Source organism: Marinoscillum furvescens DSM 4134 (genome assembly GCF_003386095.1).
Classification (GTDB): Bacteria; Bacteroidota; Bacteroidia; order Cytophagales; family Cyclobacteriaceae; genus Marinoscillum; species Marinoscillum furvescens.
On the sequence record NZ_QREG01000018.1, the window covers coordinates 113467 to 130231 of the forward strand.

The following is a 16765-nucleotide window of genomic DNA, read 5'->3' on the forward strand; positions in this document are numbered from 1 at the left end:
ATGAGCGAGCAACCCAGCAATCATCCAATCAAGAAAATTTTAGCTTTTCTGCTGTCCTTTGGTCCGGGCATTTTTGCCATCGGCTATACTATCGGCACGGGTAGTGTGACCTCTATGATTGTGGCGGGCAATTCATTTGGAATGGACCTGCTGTGGGTATTGTTCTTTAGCTGCCTGTTTTCGGGCGTGCTCATCTATGTGTCGGGGCATTATTATCTGGTGAGTGGTGAAACGATTCTCTTCTCTGTCAGAAAGCACCTTCCAATGGGTAAGTTTTTGGCCATAGCCATGATCGCTACGGTGGGCATTGGGCAGTGGAACTCTCTCATCGGTATTTTAGGGATCACCTCCAATGTCATATATGAGATACTTGAACTCAACTTTCCCGGTATCAGCACGCACCAGTATGGGGTGGTGTTGGCGCTGGCAGTAGTCATCATTGGTACGTTTTACACCTTGTTGCTCAAAGGCAATTACAGCCTTTTTGAGAAAGTATTGGCCTTGTTTGTGTCCATGATGGGGCTTTCGTTTGTCTTCACCCTGTTGTTTGTATTTCCGCTGCCCACAGAAATTATCCTTGGGCTGGTGCCCAAAATTCCGGAGGTAGAAGGCGCGGGTATTCTCATAGCGGCATTTGTAGGTACCACGATGGCTGCAGCTACGTTCTTATCACGGCCATTGTTTATTCAGGGCAAGGGCTGGTCGTTGGCTGATGCCAAAACACAGCGCAACGATTCCATAGTGGCAGCACTGTTGATTTTCACGATTAGTGGGGCCATCATGGCGGTGGCCAGCGGTAGTCTCTATGGTACAGGCACAGAAATTACGCACGTGCTCGATATGTCTGGAGCTTTAGAACCATCTGTAGGTAAGTTTGCGGTCACCATCTTTTTTGCCGGAACCTTAAGTGCCGGACTCTCCTCCATATTTCCCTGTCTGATGATCGTTCCGCTCATGCTTGCAGATTTCACATCTGGCAAACTGGACGTGTCTTCCCGGCGTTTTAGGCTAGTGACGGGCTTGGCCAGTGTGCTCGCGTTGAGTGTTCCCTTAGTTGGCTTCAATCCCATCAAAGGCCAGATCTTCACTCAGGTGTTCAACGTGTTTGGTCTGCCTCTGGTAGTGATCAGCATTTTGATATTGTGGAACAGAAAAGTACCAGGACTACCTAAAAATCGTGTGCTGACGAATGTGGTTTTGGTGGCGGCCCTGGTGTTTTCATTGGTTATTTCATGGAATGGCTTAGTAGATATATTTAATTGAAAATGGTTATGAAAATTGCTTTTTTGAGTGGATTGATGATGTTAGGACAGCTGCTTTTGGCTCAGACGCGCTATGATGTAGCATCTTTGGAGGCTTTTAAAACAGCCCAGGAGCAGGCCACTGCTGGCGACTCCATCGTTTGGCAGTCAGGTACCTACTCAGATGTGTTTATGGACATCACTAAGGCTGGCCTGGTAGTGACAGCCGAAGCGTATGGTTCGGTGACTTTCAATGGCGACTCCAAAGTGGAAATTCCAGTAGATGACGTTACCTTTTCAGGGTTTCAGTATGTGGGAGGCGATATCGGCACGGATCACGTAGTGAGAGTCTGGGGCAGTGATGTGCTGGTGACTCAAGTGAATATTCAGGACTATACCAGCTACAAATACCTGATCATCGACGAAGACTCGAAGCGCACCATAGTGAGTTATTGCAATTTTGAAAACCGCATCAACCTCGATGATCAAAACATCCTTTCCATCCTTGTGGACACCGAGCCGGGCTATCATAAAGTCCAGTATTGCTCCTTTAAAAACTTTAATGGCACTGGTAATGACATGGGCATTGAGCCGGTGCGGATCGGGGTAAGCTCCCAGGCTCACCTGGATAGCCGCTCACTGGTAGAATACTGCTATTTTACCCACTGTGATGGCGATGGAGAGCTGATTTCTAACAAGGCAGGACAAAACGTATTTCGGTACAATACCTTTGAAAACAACACCAAAGCCGAGCTGGTGCTGCGTCATGGCGATGAAGGCATCGTCTATGGCAACTTTTTCCTCAACAACATGGGAGGTGTGCGTGTTCGGGAAGGTAGCGGCCATTTCATCTACAACAACTACTTTTCGGGACTTTCTAAGCGTGCCATTTACCTGCAAAATGAGTCTTCGGATCCTTTGTCAGACATTCACATCTACTTCAATACCGTTTTGAACTCTCAAGAGGTGCGACTGGGAGGAAGCGGGTCTAATCCACCTCAAAATGTCACTTTTGCCAATAACATATTTTCGGACCCTCAGGACGGCCTGTTTGACGATGCAACGGGCACAGAAACCTGGCTGGGCAACATAGCCTTTGGAGACCTGGGGGTAACGCGTAAGTCTGGCATGGCTAATACGGATCCTCAGCTAGAGGCAAACGAACATGGTTTTATGCAGCTCAAGAGCAGTAGTCCGGCCATAGATGCAGCTGAAAATGGATACCCCGTAGTGCCACTTTTTGAAGGAATGGACTATGATCATGAGATTCTTTTGGATTTGATGAAACGGTCCCGCCCACAAGAAGTGGCTAGTCGAGATGTAGGCGCTGTGGAGTATGATGCTGAGGTGGTAGTGCGTCCACTCGCTCGGGCGGAAAATTCGGGGCCTGTATACCTGACCAACGCCGGTCAGGTCACCGTTACGGTGGTGGCCGCTACTGGTGGCGAAGTAGAACTGGAACCGACTCAGGAAAGCTACCTGCCAGGCACACAGGTGACTGCTCGTGCCATTTCAGATGCAGAACACTTGTTTTCCCATTGGGAAGGAGATGTATCGGGCACCGAAAATCCATTGACCTTTTTTGTGCATGCAGATATGGAGATCAAAGCCGTTTTTGAGGTGGGTACACTGTCATCGGACCTGTCCGAAAACTGGGGGATTTACCCTAATCCTGTGGTAGACCAACTCACGGTGCATGCGCCAGTTCAGGCCAGTTTTTGGAGTTGGGAAGTGATTTCCATGGATGGAAAAACCGTGCTTAAACAAGATTCTGTTCAGGTAAATGATAAACTTCATATCGAAACCAAGGCACTTCCACGAGGCATGTATTTCTTACATTTAAGGCACTATGAGCCGTATGATCAGCTTGCTGGTCAACATAGGTTCAAGTTTATGAAAGAGTAGTGGTTGGCTTCTTCCGGGAGAGGTGTTTCCGTTTCACCTAATTTTGAAAATGAAAATAAAACACTCAGTTTAGTGAGTCAATTACTAATTTTCATAATTCCCGGTGGCATTTTCTATAAACTTTGGTGATAGCGAGCTCGTAGCCCGTCTCCGGTCAGGAGACGAACAGGCCTATGGTAAGCTGTATGAAAAATACGCACCAAAGATCTATAACATCAGCCGTAAGATGGGGCTGCTCCACGAGGATGCCGAAGGTGTGATTCAGGAAGTCTTTTTGAAGATCTGGCGAAATCGAGAAAACCTCGATAGCTCATTGTCTTTCAATGCCTACATCATTTCCATTGTGAGAAGCATCGTGCTCAAGCAATCCAAAAAACGGGCGCGGTTTCTGGCCTTCCAGCACTATGCCATCCATTATTGGCCCGGAGATACCAACGAAACGGAAGAGTATGTGATCTTTTCTGACCTGGATGAGCTTTCCAGTAAAGCCATTGAAGAGCTGCCTGCTAAGCAGAAGCAGGTGTTTATGATGAAAAATTTCGATCACCTCTCCGTAGAGGAAATTGCCCAAAAGCTCAACCTCTCGCCGCGCACTGTAGAAAATCAGATCTATCGTGCTACCAAATCTCTAAAAGAAAAACTCATAGACATGCGCGTCATCTCTTCTAGTGTTGTTGGGTTGATCTTTATGTTGTGATTTTTATGGCTTATTTACTTTTCTATTGAATGATTTGATATTAAATCAGTTCAATCATTGAATTTATTGTAAAAATGAAAATTCAAGTGAGTAGAATGAGTGAGTTGAGGCTATATAATAGCGTAACCCGACAAACATGGATCGACTCACACAAATACAGGACTATTTTGCTGGAAAGCTTTCGCGAAAAGAAGCGGAGGAGTTTCTAGCGTGGTATTTGTCTGCGCACAGCGAGGAAGAAGTGCAGGCTGAGTTTGATAAGCTGTGGCATGCCAAAAGCAAGAGTGCGTATCAATGGGACGGTAGCGATCTCTACCAGCAAATCCTGCAAACCAAAAACAACGAACGTACCCTCAATGTGGCTCGTGAGCAATCGGGTAACCCAGTAAAAACGTCATCAATCTGGTGGAAAGTGGCAGCCGCCGTGGCGCTCCTTGTGGTGGCGGCTGTAGTGCTGAATCTAAATCAGTCAGCAGAGCAGCAGCAGATAGTAGCTCAATACGAGCAGGTGAGTAAATCCAATCCGGCCGGACAGAAATCTAAAGTTTACCTGCCAGATGGCACCATTGTCAACCTGAATTCTGAAAGTAGCATTACCTATACAGAAGGTTTCGCCAATGGCAGAGAGGTCCACCTCAGTGGAGAGGCCTTTTTTGATGTGACGGAAGACCCCAGCCGACCATTTACTGTCCATAGTGGCGGTCTCGCTACCACTGCACTGGGCACATCGTTCAATATTAACAGTTACAACAAAGGACAAACTGAAGTTGTGCTGGTTACGGGAAAGGTGAAGGTAGTGAAGGAGGGGGCGGACCAGCTGGTTTATCTTGATCCGGGAGAAAAAGCCACACTTAGTGACCGTAACGATTTGAACAAATCCGAAGCAAACCTGACCACAGCCACTTACTGGAAGGAAGGGATTCTCTACTTTGATCGCACAGATATCAGTGAGGTGGTGACTACACTGGAGCGCTGGTATGGTGTGCGCATAGATGCGAAAAACTTACCTCAGGTAAAGTGCTATGGTACTTTTCAGAAAAACGAATACCTCACCAACGTCCTGGATGTGCTGAGTCACTCTGTAGGCTTTGGGTATGAAATAAATGGAAAAGAAGTAAAACTAGATTTTAAGCAAAAATGAGCAGCATATGAGGAAAACCTGACGCAAAAAAAAATCCGGGGATCGGAAAACCCCCGGTTGAATTCATCACATCAGCAGAGCAGAAAGTTGCAGCTTTCTGTAATGCCTACTGACCTAATGTTCAATTAACTCTATGACAAAAATATGAAATACAACCTATTTCAGACCATCCTTATGGTTACAAAATACAGTATGTACACTTTTATGGCCGTGGTGCTTACCATGTCCACCCTTCTGGCCGATTCGGTTTCAGGGCAGGCGAAAAGTGTAAAGGACGTTTTTATCGAGCTTGACTTTAAAAGGGGTTCACTCGATCAGATACTGCACGGTATCGAAGCACAGACCGATTTTCGGTTTTTCTATACTGATGAAAGCCTCAGCAACCAGGCCGAGGTAAAGCTTTCGCAAAAGCAAGGTACGGTGGCCGATTACTTACTCGAAATCTCCAGTCAAACGGGAGTGCATTTTCGACAAATCAACCAGACCATCAGCATCAGTCGTGGCAAAGGCCAGCAGGCTACGCCGATAGAAGTGATCATCAACAAAGAGCAGATAGGTGTATCCGGTCGAGTGCTCGACGAAAACGGTGAAGGATTGCCTGGCGCTACTATAGTGGAAAAAGGGACCACTAATGGCACCATCACTGACATGGACGGCAACTTCAAGCTGGAAGTCACTCAGGGTGCTACGCTGCTGGTGTCATTTGTGGGATATGAAATGAAGGAAGTTCCGCTGAATGGACGAACAAGTTTTGAGATTTCATTGAATCCGGATTTTACCAGCCTGGAAGAGGTAGTGGTAGTGGGCTACGGCTCGGTGAAAAAGGAGGATCTCACGGGATCCGTAGCGCAAGTGGAGCTAGCTGAGGTGAAAGACATCCCGGCAAACTCCGTGGAGCAGGTACTCCAGGGAAGGGCTGCCGGGCTGCAAATTATCAATACTTCGCAAGATCCAGGAGCAGGAGCTACTGTCCGCATCCGTGGTGGGAGCTCACTACGTGGGTCTAATTCTCCATTGGTAGTGGTAGATGGATTTCCGCTAGGCGATGCGGGTGACCTCAAGCAGGTAAATCCGGCAGATATAGAGTCGGTAGAAATCCTAAAAGATGCTTCAGCTTCAGCTATTTATGGATCGCGTGGTGCTAATGGTGTGATCATCATCACCACCCGCAAGGCGAAGACAGGCAAAACAAACATCAGCGTTCGCCAGCAGGTGACCATGTCGCAGTTTACCTCTGAGCTCAACCTGTGGAGAAACCCGGCACTGATGGCTCAGCTCAGCAATGAAGCACGTGAAAATGGCGGATTTCCTCCATTCTATATCGGAGAAACGAGTCCTTCTGGTATTTACTACCCGTCTGTGGGTGAGCTGGCTTCTGGTGAGTGGCCACACAATACCCGGTGGGATGAGATCGTGTTTCGCGATAGACCCATTTCGAACAATACCACGGTAAGCATCTCCAGCTCCAACGAGCGCACCAATTTTAACCTAAGTGCCAATTACTTCACTGACCGTGGGGTGTACATTGAGGATAACTACGACAAACTCAACTACAACCTCAACATAGGGCATAAGGTATTTGATAACTTCAAAGTGACTTTTACCAACATCCTCACCAGAGGAAAGCGCAATAATAATGGGGGGCTGGCCTATTGGAGAAACCCTATTTTCCCCGTGTACGACGAAGATGGAGACTACTACCTGTTCAACAACAATGATTTTGGCCATCCGGTAGCGATCACCGAAAATCGCAAAAACGAGAATAAGACACTGGATGTGCTTTCTTTTCTCGATGCGGAATGGAAAGTAACTCCATCTCTCACACTGACCTCACGCCTCAACTATAAGTTTGGTCACAGCATCAGTGATGTTTATCAACCCAAGCGATTTTCCGAGGCGGGCCAGTTCAACAATGGCGCAGCCTCTATCAACAACTGGCAGCTCAATACGCTGGTAAGCGAAACGTTTGCCAACTATACCAAATTGCTCGGTAAGCATGAGCTCACCGCTACCCTGGGGCATTCGTACCAATACGACGAAATCCGCTCTTCGAGCCTTACCGCTTATGATTTCGTGAATGAAACACTGCAAAATGAAAACATGGGTGCAGGAAATCCTGAGCTCAACGACATTGGCAATGGACTCAGTGAAACCCGTCTGGTTTCAGGAATCTTTCGGGCTACTTATGCCTATGACAACCGCTATTTGCTCACATTCACGTCACGAGCGGACGGTTCTTCCAAGTTTGGTGAAAACAATAAATGGGCTTACTTCCCATCGGGAGCCGTGAGCTGGAAGCTCCATGAGGAGTCGTTTATGGCTGGGCAGGGACTGTTTGATCAGCTAAAACTCCGTGCGAGCTACGGTATTTCAGGTAACCAGGGGATAGCACCTTATCAAACCCTGAGCCGATATGGCATCAGCAATTACTACAACGATGGAGCATGGATTACCGCCATTGGTCCCGGACTGGAAGTAGGCCGTACTGGCCAAAACGGGATCGAAGTGTTATGGGGAGGAATCCCAAACCCTGATCTACGATGGGAAACCACTGCTCAGGTGGATTATGGCGTTGATTTTGCCGTTTTTGATAGCCGTCTACGTGTGACTTTTGATTACTACAAAAAGGAAACTGATGACCTGTTGCAACAGCGCATATTGCCACTTTCTTCGGGCTATGACCGCATGTGGATCAACAATGGTTCCATTGTCAATCAGGGCGTAGAGCTTACGCTAGACGGAGATATCATTGCTAAAAAAGACTTTACCTTCGGTGCTACGCTCATTTATTACCGCAACCGCAATGAAGTCACCGACCTGGGAAATGCCGAGCAGTCTGGACTCATCACAGATGCCAATACCGGTATGCAGTTTCAATACTCGGGCAATTCCATCGAGATGTTTAGAGGTTTTCCAAACCTACTGGCAATCGGTCAGCCACTCAATGTATTTTACGGATACAAAGTGGATGGTATCGTGCAAACGCTTGAGGAAGGTGTAGAAGCAGGGCTAGAGGGAGATTTGGCCCAGCCCGGAGAGTATAAGTACATAGATATCAATGGAGATGACATCATCGATGAAGATGACCGCACCATCATTGGTGACCCCAACCCGGACTTTATGGCGAGTTTAAACCTGAGCTTGTCCTACAAAAACTTTGACCTAAGCGTGTTTTTCAATGGAGTGTTTGGCAATGATGTACTCAACACACAGGCTTTCAATCAGCCTAGCCTTACACCGTTTCGGTGGACCCCTGACAACCCAACGAATGATTATCCAAGTCTGAGAGATGGGCGCCAGGTGAAGTTTAGCGACTGGTGGTTAGAGGATGGCTCATTTGTACGGGTACAAAATCTCAACATGGGCTATACGTTCGAGCTTCCTCAAGAGATCAAAGCCCGGGTGTTTATGAATGCTGCCAATCTCTACACCTTTAGCAAGTTTAAAGGCTACGACCCGGAGGTAGGTATGGACGGACGCTACTGGGGTGGATATCCCAGACTTAGCAAATGGACATTGGGTACAAACATCACATTTTAAAAAGACACAAACATGAAATTCAATCATTATATCTTGATACTTGTTGGTCTTTTAGCGGCCAGCGCATGTGACCTGAGTGAAGAGCCCTATGGCTTCTATTCAGAAGATAATTTTTACCAGTCGGAGGCGGATGCTGAAGCTGCGGTGACGTATGCATACGATGCGTTGACCTTTTTGGAGTACTCTCGTACGGTCTTTTTACTCGGCGACCTGCCTACGGATGAGTGCGGGCCGAAGGCCGATGAAGGGCCAGATGCACAGGATCTCAACAACTGGAAAGTAGATAATTTTTCTACAAACAGGAGTCTCGTAAATTTCTTTAAATACGCTTATATCGCGATCAATCGTTCCAATGCGATATTGGAGAACATCCCTCAGTCGCCGATTGATGATGAGCTCAAAACGCGCTATTTGGGCGAGGCATACTTCCTGCGGGCTTACAACTACTTCAACCTTGTGAGAAACTTCGGTGAGGTGCCCATGCATACCTCACTCGTAGCTTCATTGGATGATACTTCGGCGCCATTGGCGCAGGATCTTCAGGAGGTGTATGACCTCATTTTGAGCGATTGCCGCATGGCGGTAAGTCTGTTGTCGGAGTATCAGATGACAGGCAGGGCAGACAAAGTAGCTGCTCAGGCGCTTGCCGCAAAGGTGTATCTGCACATGGCTTCATCCAAAGCGAATGGTGTCCCTCGCTACGAATCCATAGTTTCGGATGCCAATACCCTGTACGATAGTGCCTCCTATTACGCAGGTGAGGTCATCAACGAACAGTCTACTTATGGATTTGATGACAATCTGATTGATATCTATGACGTGGATCAGCCGAAAGGACCAGAGCACATTTTCTTGATGTCAATGGACCGCTCAGGTACTATAGAAGGGGATTACTCTAAAATATCCAAGCTTTTCATTCCTTACATCGCGGGTGATGACATCTACCTGCCAGACGGTGACGGTAGCTTTACCGTGTCGCATGATGGCTGGAGTGTCTTCCAGACGAAAGAATCCTTTTACAACACGTTCGATGGTGCAGACCTTCGTGGGCAAGTGCTGCTTGTAGACCGTGTTTATGATGCCGATGGCAATGAAATAGCTAGTGTAGATGGTGGTGGTATTCCTTATCGCTTTACGCGAAAATATGTGGATCCTCATTTCATCAATGATAAAACCAGTACCAAGCCGTTTTTGCTTCGCTATTCGGACATAGCACTTATTTATGCGGAGGCTGCAGGCCCAACTGCTGAGGCTTATGCGCTGGTCAATTACATTCGAAATCGTGCCGGTTTGGGTGAACTGACAACAGGCTTGTCGGTGGAAGATTTTAGAGAAGCCGTGTGGCAGGAGCGTAGCTGGGAGTTGATGTTTGAAGGCAATCGCTTGTATGACCTGAGACGTTACAATCGGGTAAATGACCTGGTAGAAGAAGCTGCCGGTCTTTCAGATGAAGAGGTAGCCTACTATCCGCTACCACAGATTGAGCTAGACCTCAATCAGGGACTTTAATCCATCACTCTAAACACGTACAAGTCATGAATTACATTCTAAAAATAACTTTACTCGTTCTGGTTGTAGTGCAGTTTGGCTGTGTCAAAGATCCCTTCAAAGAATTTGAGGAGGGCAGCTGGAACAACGAGCGCAGCATCCTGGAGATTCAGTTTGAGCATCAGGTAGGCGCAGCTCAGATAGAGCGCGATGGACCTGAGTCAGGGACCATTACCCTCGGTATCAACGAACTGGCCGTAGACTTTAGCAGCGTAAAATTGAGTTCACTGGTGGTTTCCTATGACGCCAACGCATCAGTTGCCGTCGGAGAAACCCTCAATTTCGATAATACTGAAAAAAGTGCTACAGTTTCCGTGACATCTCCTACCGGGTTGACACGAGACTATACCATCATATTGGAGCCGTTTACAGAAACATTGGTGGGTACCTATGAAGTGACCGGTTTGGTAGTATGGGGCGGTACCGGCCCAGAATATGGAGGTGGAGCCGTATTAGCCATGATGGACAAACCCTGGGCATGGGATGAGACTACTGGTCCGGCTGCTGAGCTGGACAATACCATCACCTTTGAGCTAGGAGGCTTCACTGCCAATGGCAATAGCTACGGTACACTTACCCATAGCGCTGGAGCTGATGGATTGTATGCCGACTATGTCTTCGTGCTGGACCCACAAACGGATGTAAACCACCACTACAGGAAGCTGCCAACCGGTGAAGCACAGTGGGAACGCAACTACGCCACAGGAAAAGTGACCTTCACCTGGGCGGATGGCAGCACTTCGAGCTGCGTGTACCGCGAGGCACCCACCACCATAGATGTTGGTTTTGACCGAAGCAAAACGGTAGAAAATCAGGCGTTTGAGTTTGTGGTGGATGGTGTGGACGACTGGGACAACATCTATACGGACTATGACAAGTTTGTGAAGCGTCCACGCACCTTTTGGGTAGACGTCAAAAAACAATAACACTTCTTCATGCAGAGGGGCGCTCACAAGGAGCGTCCCTTTAGCTCAAAAGATACATTCAAATGGACTCACTCAAGATTAATAAATACCTGGCACTGGTCATCGGAGTATTGCTGATGGCATGCACCGAAATCGATGAGCCGGAGATACCTCAGCGCAATCCAGAGCCTGAAAATGTAGTGCTAACATTGGTTGATCCGAATGCTACACCAGAGACAAAGGCCCTCTATGCGAATCTATGGAAAATTCAGTCTGAAGGCTTCATGTTTGGGCACCATGACGACTTGCTCTATGGTCGTGAATGGTACACTGATGCCGGTCGATCTGATACCAGGGAAGTGTGTGGAGACTATCCGGCGGTTTACAGCGTAGATTTTGCGGAAATCATGGACGATCGTCATGCTACGGCTGATCTCAATGATGACCGCAAGCGCACCATACTGGAAGCCAGAACACGGGGAGAGGTGATCACCGCATGCATCCATATCAACAACCCGCTGACGGGAGGAGACTCCTGGGACAACTCCAACGATACTGTGGTAAAAGAAATACTCACGGAAGGCAGTGCCACCCACGAGAAATACCAGCTTTGGTTAGATCGATTGGCGGCTTTTGTTTCTGATTTGAAAGATGAACAGGGGCAATTGATTCCCATTCTCTTCCGGCCCTATCACGAGCACACACAGGAGTGGTCCTGGTGGGGCAGTAAATGCACCACTCAGGACGAATTCATCCGATTTTGGCAGTACACGGTAGACTATTTGGTCGATATAAAAGGCGTACACAACCTGATATTTGCCATTTCTCCGCAGCTGGATGGCATGGCACCCAAAGAACGACTTTTGTATCGTTGGCCGGGAGATGACTATGTTGATTTTATTGGGATGGACAGCTACCACGGTACTTACACAGAAGCCCTCGCCTCCAACGTGAAAAACCTGGCCGCATTGTCCAAAGAAAAGCTAAAGCCCTGTGGAGTTACCGAAACCGGTGTAGAAGGAATTCGTGACAACTCCGGAAAAGAATATGCCAACTACTGGACTCAGGAAATACTCAATCCGATCATAGGAAAAGACATCAGCTTGGTAGTGATGTGGAGAAACAAGTATGACCCTAATTTTCAGGGACATCATTACTACGGCCCGTGGATCAAACACGCCTCAGCGTCAGACTTTGTCGATTTCTATGAGAGTTCGTTTACCATTTTCAGTCAGGACTTACCCAATATGTACGCCATGCCTGACGCAGTGGAAGTCAAGTGAAAAGGGATAGAATTCAAAATGAGAGGACTACTCTACTGAATTTTAAAACCTAACAACACAATGATGAAAGCAATCAACATGACGTGTCTGTTCCTGCTTATGGCAGTGGTAGGCATGACACAGACCCCTTATGAGTCACTCAATTACCTGTATAGCATACAGGGCAACAATACCATCGGTGGTATACACAACCGGCAGCCCATTAGCAACCCCAATCAGTACAGCCAGCAGCTTCATAGCATCACGGGCGACTGGCCGGGGCTCTATAGTTCAGACTTTATGTTTGAATCATGGGAAATAGATGACCGCCAAACCATGATCAATCAGGTGATCCTGGAGTGGAACAATGGCGCCATGATTAACCTGATGTGGCATGCCTGCAATCCAGCCGGAGGTGAGCCCTGCAACTGGGACAGTGGGAGTGGTGCCGATGTGAAAAGCTCCCTGACCAATGGGCAGTGGAATGCACTGCTGACGAATGGCACAGCTCTGAACAACAACTGGAAGGCAATGATGGACGAAATAGCTACCTTTTTGCAGCAGCTCGAAGATGCTGGTGTGGAGGTGTTTTTTCGCCCACTGCATGAGATGAACCAGGGCATGTTTTGGTGGGGAGGGCGCCCCGGCCCCAATGGCACGGCGGCACTTTATCGGCTCACCCACGATTATCTCACTTATGATAAAGGCCTGTCCAACCTCATTTGGGTGTGGAACCTGCAGGACTTTGGCTCGCTGGCGAGCGACCTCAATAGCTACGATCCCGGTGGGAGTTACTGGGATGTACTCACACTCGATATGTACTGGACGGATGGCTATGGCTACACTACAGCCAAGTACAATGCCATGGTGAATAAAGCCAATGGCAAACCCATAGGCATAGGTGAGTGCGAAGATTTACCAGCTGTCAACCTCCTTGATCAGCAGCCGCTGTGGACCTTTTTCATGGGCTGGTCAGAATTGACTTTTAACAACTCCAACCAAAAGATTCAGGACATTTTTTGGTCAGGACGCGTAATAGTACTGGATGAAATGCCCGGCTGGCAGGGTACCGGTACCTGGCAAAACTCTACGGTGCAGTATTTGCAGGCCGAAGATTACTCCAACACATCTGGCGTGACAGTGCAGGCCACCACCGACCCGGAGGGCGGCAACCAGAAGCTCACCAACATACAGACGAATGACTGGATGAGTTACCATAGAGTAAATGTGCCAGCCAGTGGCGACTACACCATTGCTTACCGGGTGAAAGGAAATGGTGGCGGTACCGTACAGTTTGAGCAGGCCGGAGGCGCAGCTTATGGTAGCATTTCAGTGCCGGCAAATTCCAACTGGGCGACCATTTACCAAACGGTAACGCTCAGTGCAGGTGTGCAGGATTTTGGCATCAAGGCATTGTCCGGAGGATGGGATTTTAACTGGTGGTCGCTAACACCAGTATCCAGTGCACGATCAGTAGGTGAGCTCCGCCTGCCACAGCTTGAGGCCAAGGCTTACCCCAACCCGTTTAGCGAAACGGTGAAAATTCAGTTGTCCGGATGGGATGGCCAGTCGGCCGTGGATTTGCAAATTTTCGACGTGTCGGGCAAGCTGGTGCGAACGCTTGATGCGACTCAGCTGACCGACGATCGATATGTGCAGTGGGATGGGCTACTGGCTACCGGAGAGCAGGCACCCAGGGGCATTTACTACTTCCAGTTTTATACGGGAAGAGACTATATCTCTGGAAAATTAATCAAGGAATAATCACTAAAAGGAGAGGTGTTTTTGGGTCATAAAAGACCTCTTCTTTCTTCAATCTCAATAAAACACTTATGAAACGACAGCTATTCATCTATTTATGTTTTTTTCTACTCACGGGAGTGGTTTTGGCTCAGCCAAAGCAGCAGGTGCTCGACTACCTATACAGCATCTCAGGTAAGCAAATACTAGCTGGTCAGCACAACAAAGAACCCAATGCCGAACCGACCAAATGGACGGATTTCATTTATGAAACCACCGGCAAATACCCTGCGTTGTGGAGTGGTGATTTTCTCTTTCAGCAAGAAAATATTGATAACCGCTGGAAGATGATCAAAGAAGCCGAGCGCCAATGGAACAATGGGGCCCTGATCAATCTGATGTGGCATGCCTGTCCTCCGGATATGGGCGAGCCCTGCGGGTGGGATCCCGGATTGCTCAATGAGCAGCTTACCGATAATCAGTGGGAAGCGCTTATCACTCCTGGAACGGAGTTGCACAAAGCCTGGGAAGAGCGAATGGACGACATTGCCGTGTACCTGCAGTATCTGGAAAATAAGGGGGTAGTGGTGCTTTTTAGGCCTTTCCATGAAATGAATCAGGCGCTCTTCTGGTGGGCTGGTCGAAAGGGGCCAAAGGGCACCGCCGAGCTCTATCGCCAGACTCGCGAATACTTTGAAAAGGAAAAAGGGCTTACCAACCTGATTTGGGTTTGGGACATGCAGGACCTGAGTCGCGATTTTGAGGCGTACAATCCTGGAGACGACTACTGGGATGTGTTTGCCTTTGATATTTACGATAGCGGCTATGACCAGTCCTGGTATGACTACATCCTTCCCATAGTGGGAGACAAGCCGATGGCAATTGGAGAGTGTATGAAAGTGCCTTCTAAAGAGGTGTTGGAGTCGCAAGACAGGTGGGTGTTTTTTATGCCCTGGGCAGAGCTGGTCAGAGAACACAACTCCGATAGCGATATTCGTGCTATCTACGGTCATTCCCGGGTTTTATCTTTAGATGAACTGCCAGGATGGGGGTGCCAGTAGTTGAATTTTTGCAAACCAAAACCATGAAGCGTATGACTATGATCACTTTACTCGTTTGCCTGCTCACTAATTATTGGAGTTGTGATGCCACGCATGCTACGGAGCCTCAGCCGATTCAAAACGCCGAGCGCACTCAGTCACCCGACTCAAACTTTCATATCTATCTATGCTTTGGTCAGTCCAATATGGAAGGGTCTGCCAAAATAGAAGCCATGGATCGGGAGGTGGATCGGCGTTTGCAGGTCATGCAGCCGCTTACGTGTCCCAATTTGGAACGGACGCAAGGGCGCTGGTATCCGGCAGTTCCGCCGCTTTCGCAGTGCCATGTAGGACTCTCACCGGCAGATTATTTTGGGCGAAACATGGTGGCCGCATTGCCCGATAGTGTGCGCGTGGGCCTTATTGTCGTGGCAATTGGTGGGTGTGATATCAGGCTGTTCGATAAAGACAATTTTTCGACATACACTGATACCTATCCCGAGGAGTGGTTTCAGCAAAAAATTGCCGGATATGGTGGAAATCCCTATCAGCGGTTGGTGGATTTGGCCAAAGCCGCCCAAAAGGATGGCGTAATAAAGGGCTTTTTGCTTCACCAGGGCGAAACGAATACAGGCAATACCGCGTGGCCCACTTACGTGGAAAAGATCTATGGAGACCTTTTGAAGGACCTTGATTTATCTGAAGTCCCGCTACTGGCAGGGGAGGTGGTACACGAAGATCAAGGTGGGAAATGTGCCCGCATGAATCCCATCATCAACACCTTGCCTGAGCAGCTTTCCAATGCGCACGTCATTTCCTCTAAAGGCTGTGATTCACAGAGCGATAGCATTCATTTTAGTTCCAAAGGGGTAAGAGAGCTGGGTAGGCGCTATGCCGCTAAAATGCTGGAACTGAATCCATAAAACCAAAACACTATGAAACACATGCCTGAAAAAAAGCTCAACAAGCGGCTGCTATTGGCTGTTAGCGATGATTCACTGGCTCTTTCGCTGGTAGATCTGTTTGATGAGGAGTACGAATTGATTTGCGTGTCCAATGGGCAGGAAGCGATGGAACGACTGAAAACGGAAGCTGTTTCGCTGATCATCGCCAGTGTATCGGTGCCACTTATGGACGGATACATGCTTTGCAAGGCACTTAAGGCCAATTTGTTCACTGCGCATGTGCCGGTGGTGCTTTTGACTACACGTAATACCGTCCAAAGCGGGCTCGACTGTCTGGAAGCTGGAGCTGATGACTATATCTGCTGGCCTTCAGACGAACGCTTGTTGCAACTCAAAATCCGCAATATGGTACACTCACGCCGGTGGGTGGCTGAGCTCATGAATCCCGGTCCGGAGGAGGGGGGCATGCTCCACTATAGCAATGAGGTGCTCATCAAGCGTGCCACTAATGATGTGGAGGAGAACCTATCCAACTGCGGCTATACCGCCAGTGATCTGGGTAGAGCTTTGGGCTTGAGCAGGATGCAGCTTTACAGAAAACTAAAAAGTGCTACGGGGCAGTCAGCCAATGAGTTTATCCGATCGATCAGAATGCGCAGGGCTGCACTTTTGCTCTACCAGCAGCAGCTCACCATTGCAGAGATCACTTACAAAGTAGGCTTTTCGGACCTGTCCTACTTCCGCAAGTGCTTCAAAGCCACCTTTGGTGTAAACCCAAGTGAATATGTGCAGCGAGAATCAAGCGTATTTGAGGAGGAGATAATTGCTATGCGGGCGTAGG

12 protein-coding genes are annotated in these 16765 nt (G+C 48.2%); all 12 read left to right on the forward strand.

What is annotated here, in order from left to right:
• On the forward strand, positions 1-1263 hold the full coding sequence (locus C7460_RS17240; RefSeq protein ID WP_115869376.1) for an NRAMP family divalent metal transporter: 1263 nt from the start codon (positions 1-3) through the stop codon (positions 1261-1263).
• An 8-nt stretch (positions 1264-1271) separates the two neighbouring features.
• Positions 1272-3146 (forward strand): chondroitinase-B domain-containing protein, encoded by a 1875-nt coding sequence (locus tag C7460_RS17245; RefSeq protein ID WP_170148075.1) that lies wholly within the window; start codon positions 1272-1274, stop codon positions 3144-3146.
• A 103-nt stretch (positions 3147-3249) separates the two neighbouring features.
• The gene (locus tag C7460_RS17250) at positions 3250-3843 is read left to right on the forward strand and encodes an RNA polymerase sigma factor (RefSeq protein WP_115869378.1); all 594 of its coding nucleotides are present in this window, start codon (positions 3250-3252) and stop codon (positions 3841-3843) included.
• A 136-nt stretch (positions 3844-3979) separates the two neighbouring features.
• Entirely contained in the window at positions 3980-4984 is a 1005-nt protein-coding gene (locus C7460_RS17255) for a FecR family protein (RefSeq protein ID WP_115869379.1), read from the forward strand.
• A gap of 144 nt (positions 4985-5128) precedes the next feature.
• The gene (locus C7460_RS17260) at positions 5129-8524 is read left to right on the forward strand and encodes a SusC/RagA family TonB-linked outer membrane protein (protein ID WP_221409560.1); all 3396 of its coding nucleotides are present in this window, start codon (positions 5129-5131) and stop codon (positions 8522-8524) included.
• Between the two features lie 12 nt (positions 8525-8536).
• Positions 8537-10033 (forward strand): RagB/SusD family nutrient uptake outer membrane protein, encoded by a 1497-nt coding sequence (locus tag C7460_RS17265; RefSeq protein ID WP_115869380.1) that lies wholly within the window; start codon positions 8537-8539, stop codon positions 10031-10033.
• Between the two features lie 26 nt (positions 10034-10059).
• A complete protein-coding gene (locus C7460_RS17270; RefSeq protein ID WP_115869381.1) occupies positions 10060-10998 on the forward strand; it encodes a hypothetical protein in 939 nt (312 codons plus the stop codon).
• A 62-nt stretch (positions 10999-11060) separates the two neighbouring features.
• A complete protein-coding gene (locus C7460_RS17275; protein WP_115869382.1) occupies positions 11061-12260 on the forward strand; it encodes a glycoside hydrolase family 26 protein in 1200 nt (399 codons plus the stop codon).
• Between the two features lie 60 nt (positions 12261-12320).
• The gene (locus C7460_RS17280) at positions 12321-14003 is read left to right on the forward strand and encodes a glycosyl hydrolase (protein WP_147302999.1); all 1683 of its coding nucleotides are present in this window, start codon (positions 12321-12323) and stop codon (positions 14001-14003) included.
• Positions 14004-14071: 68 nt separating this feature from the next.
• Positions 14072-15040, forward strand: a complete 969-nt coding sequence (locus tag C7460_RS17285; protein ID WP_115869384.1) for a glycosyl hydrolase — start codon at positions 14072-14074, stop codon at positions 15038-15040.
• Between the two features lie 38 nt (positions 15041-15078).
• The gene (locus C7460_RS17290; protein WP_115869398.1) at positions 15079-15942 is read left to right on the forward strand and encodes a sialate O-acetylesterase; all 864 of its coding nucleotides are present in this window, start codon (positions 15079-15081) and stop codon (positions 15940-15942) included.
• Positions 15943-15954: 12 nt separating this feature from the next.
• Entirely contained in the window at positions 15955-16764 is an 810-nt protein-coding gene (locus C7460_RS17295; RefSeq protein ID WP_115869385.1) for a response regulator transcription factor, read from the forward strand.
• Position 16765: the final 1 nt, after the last annotated feature.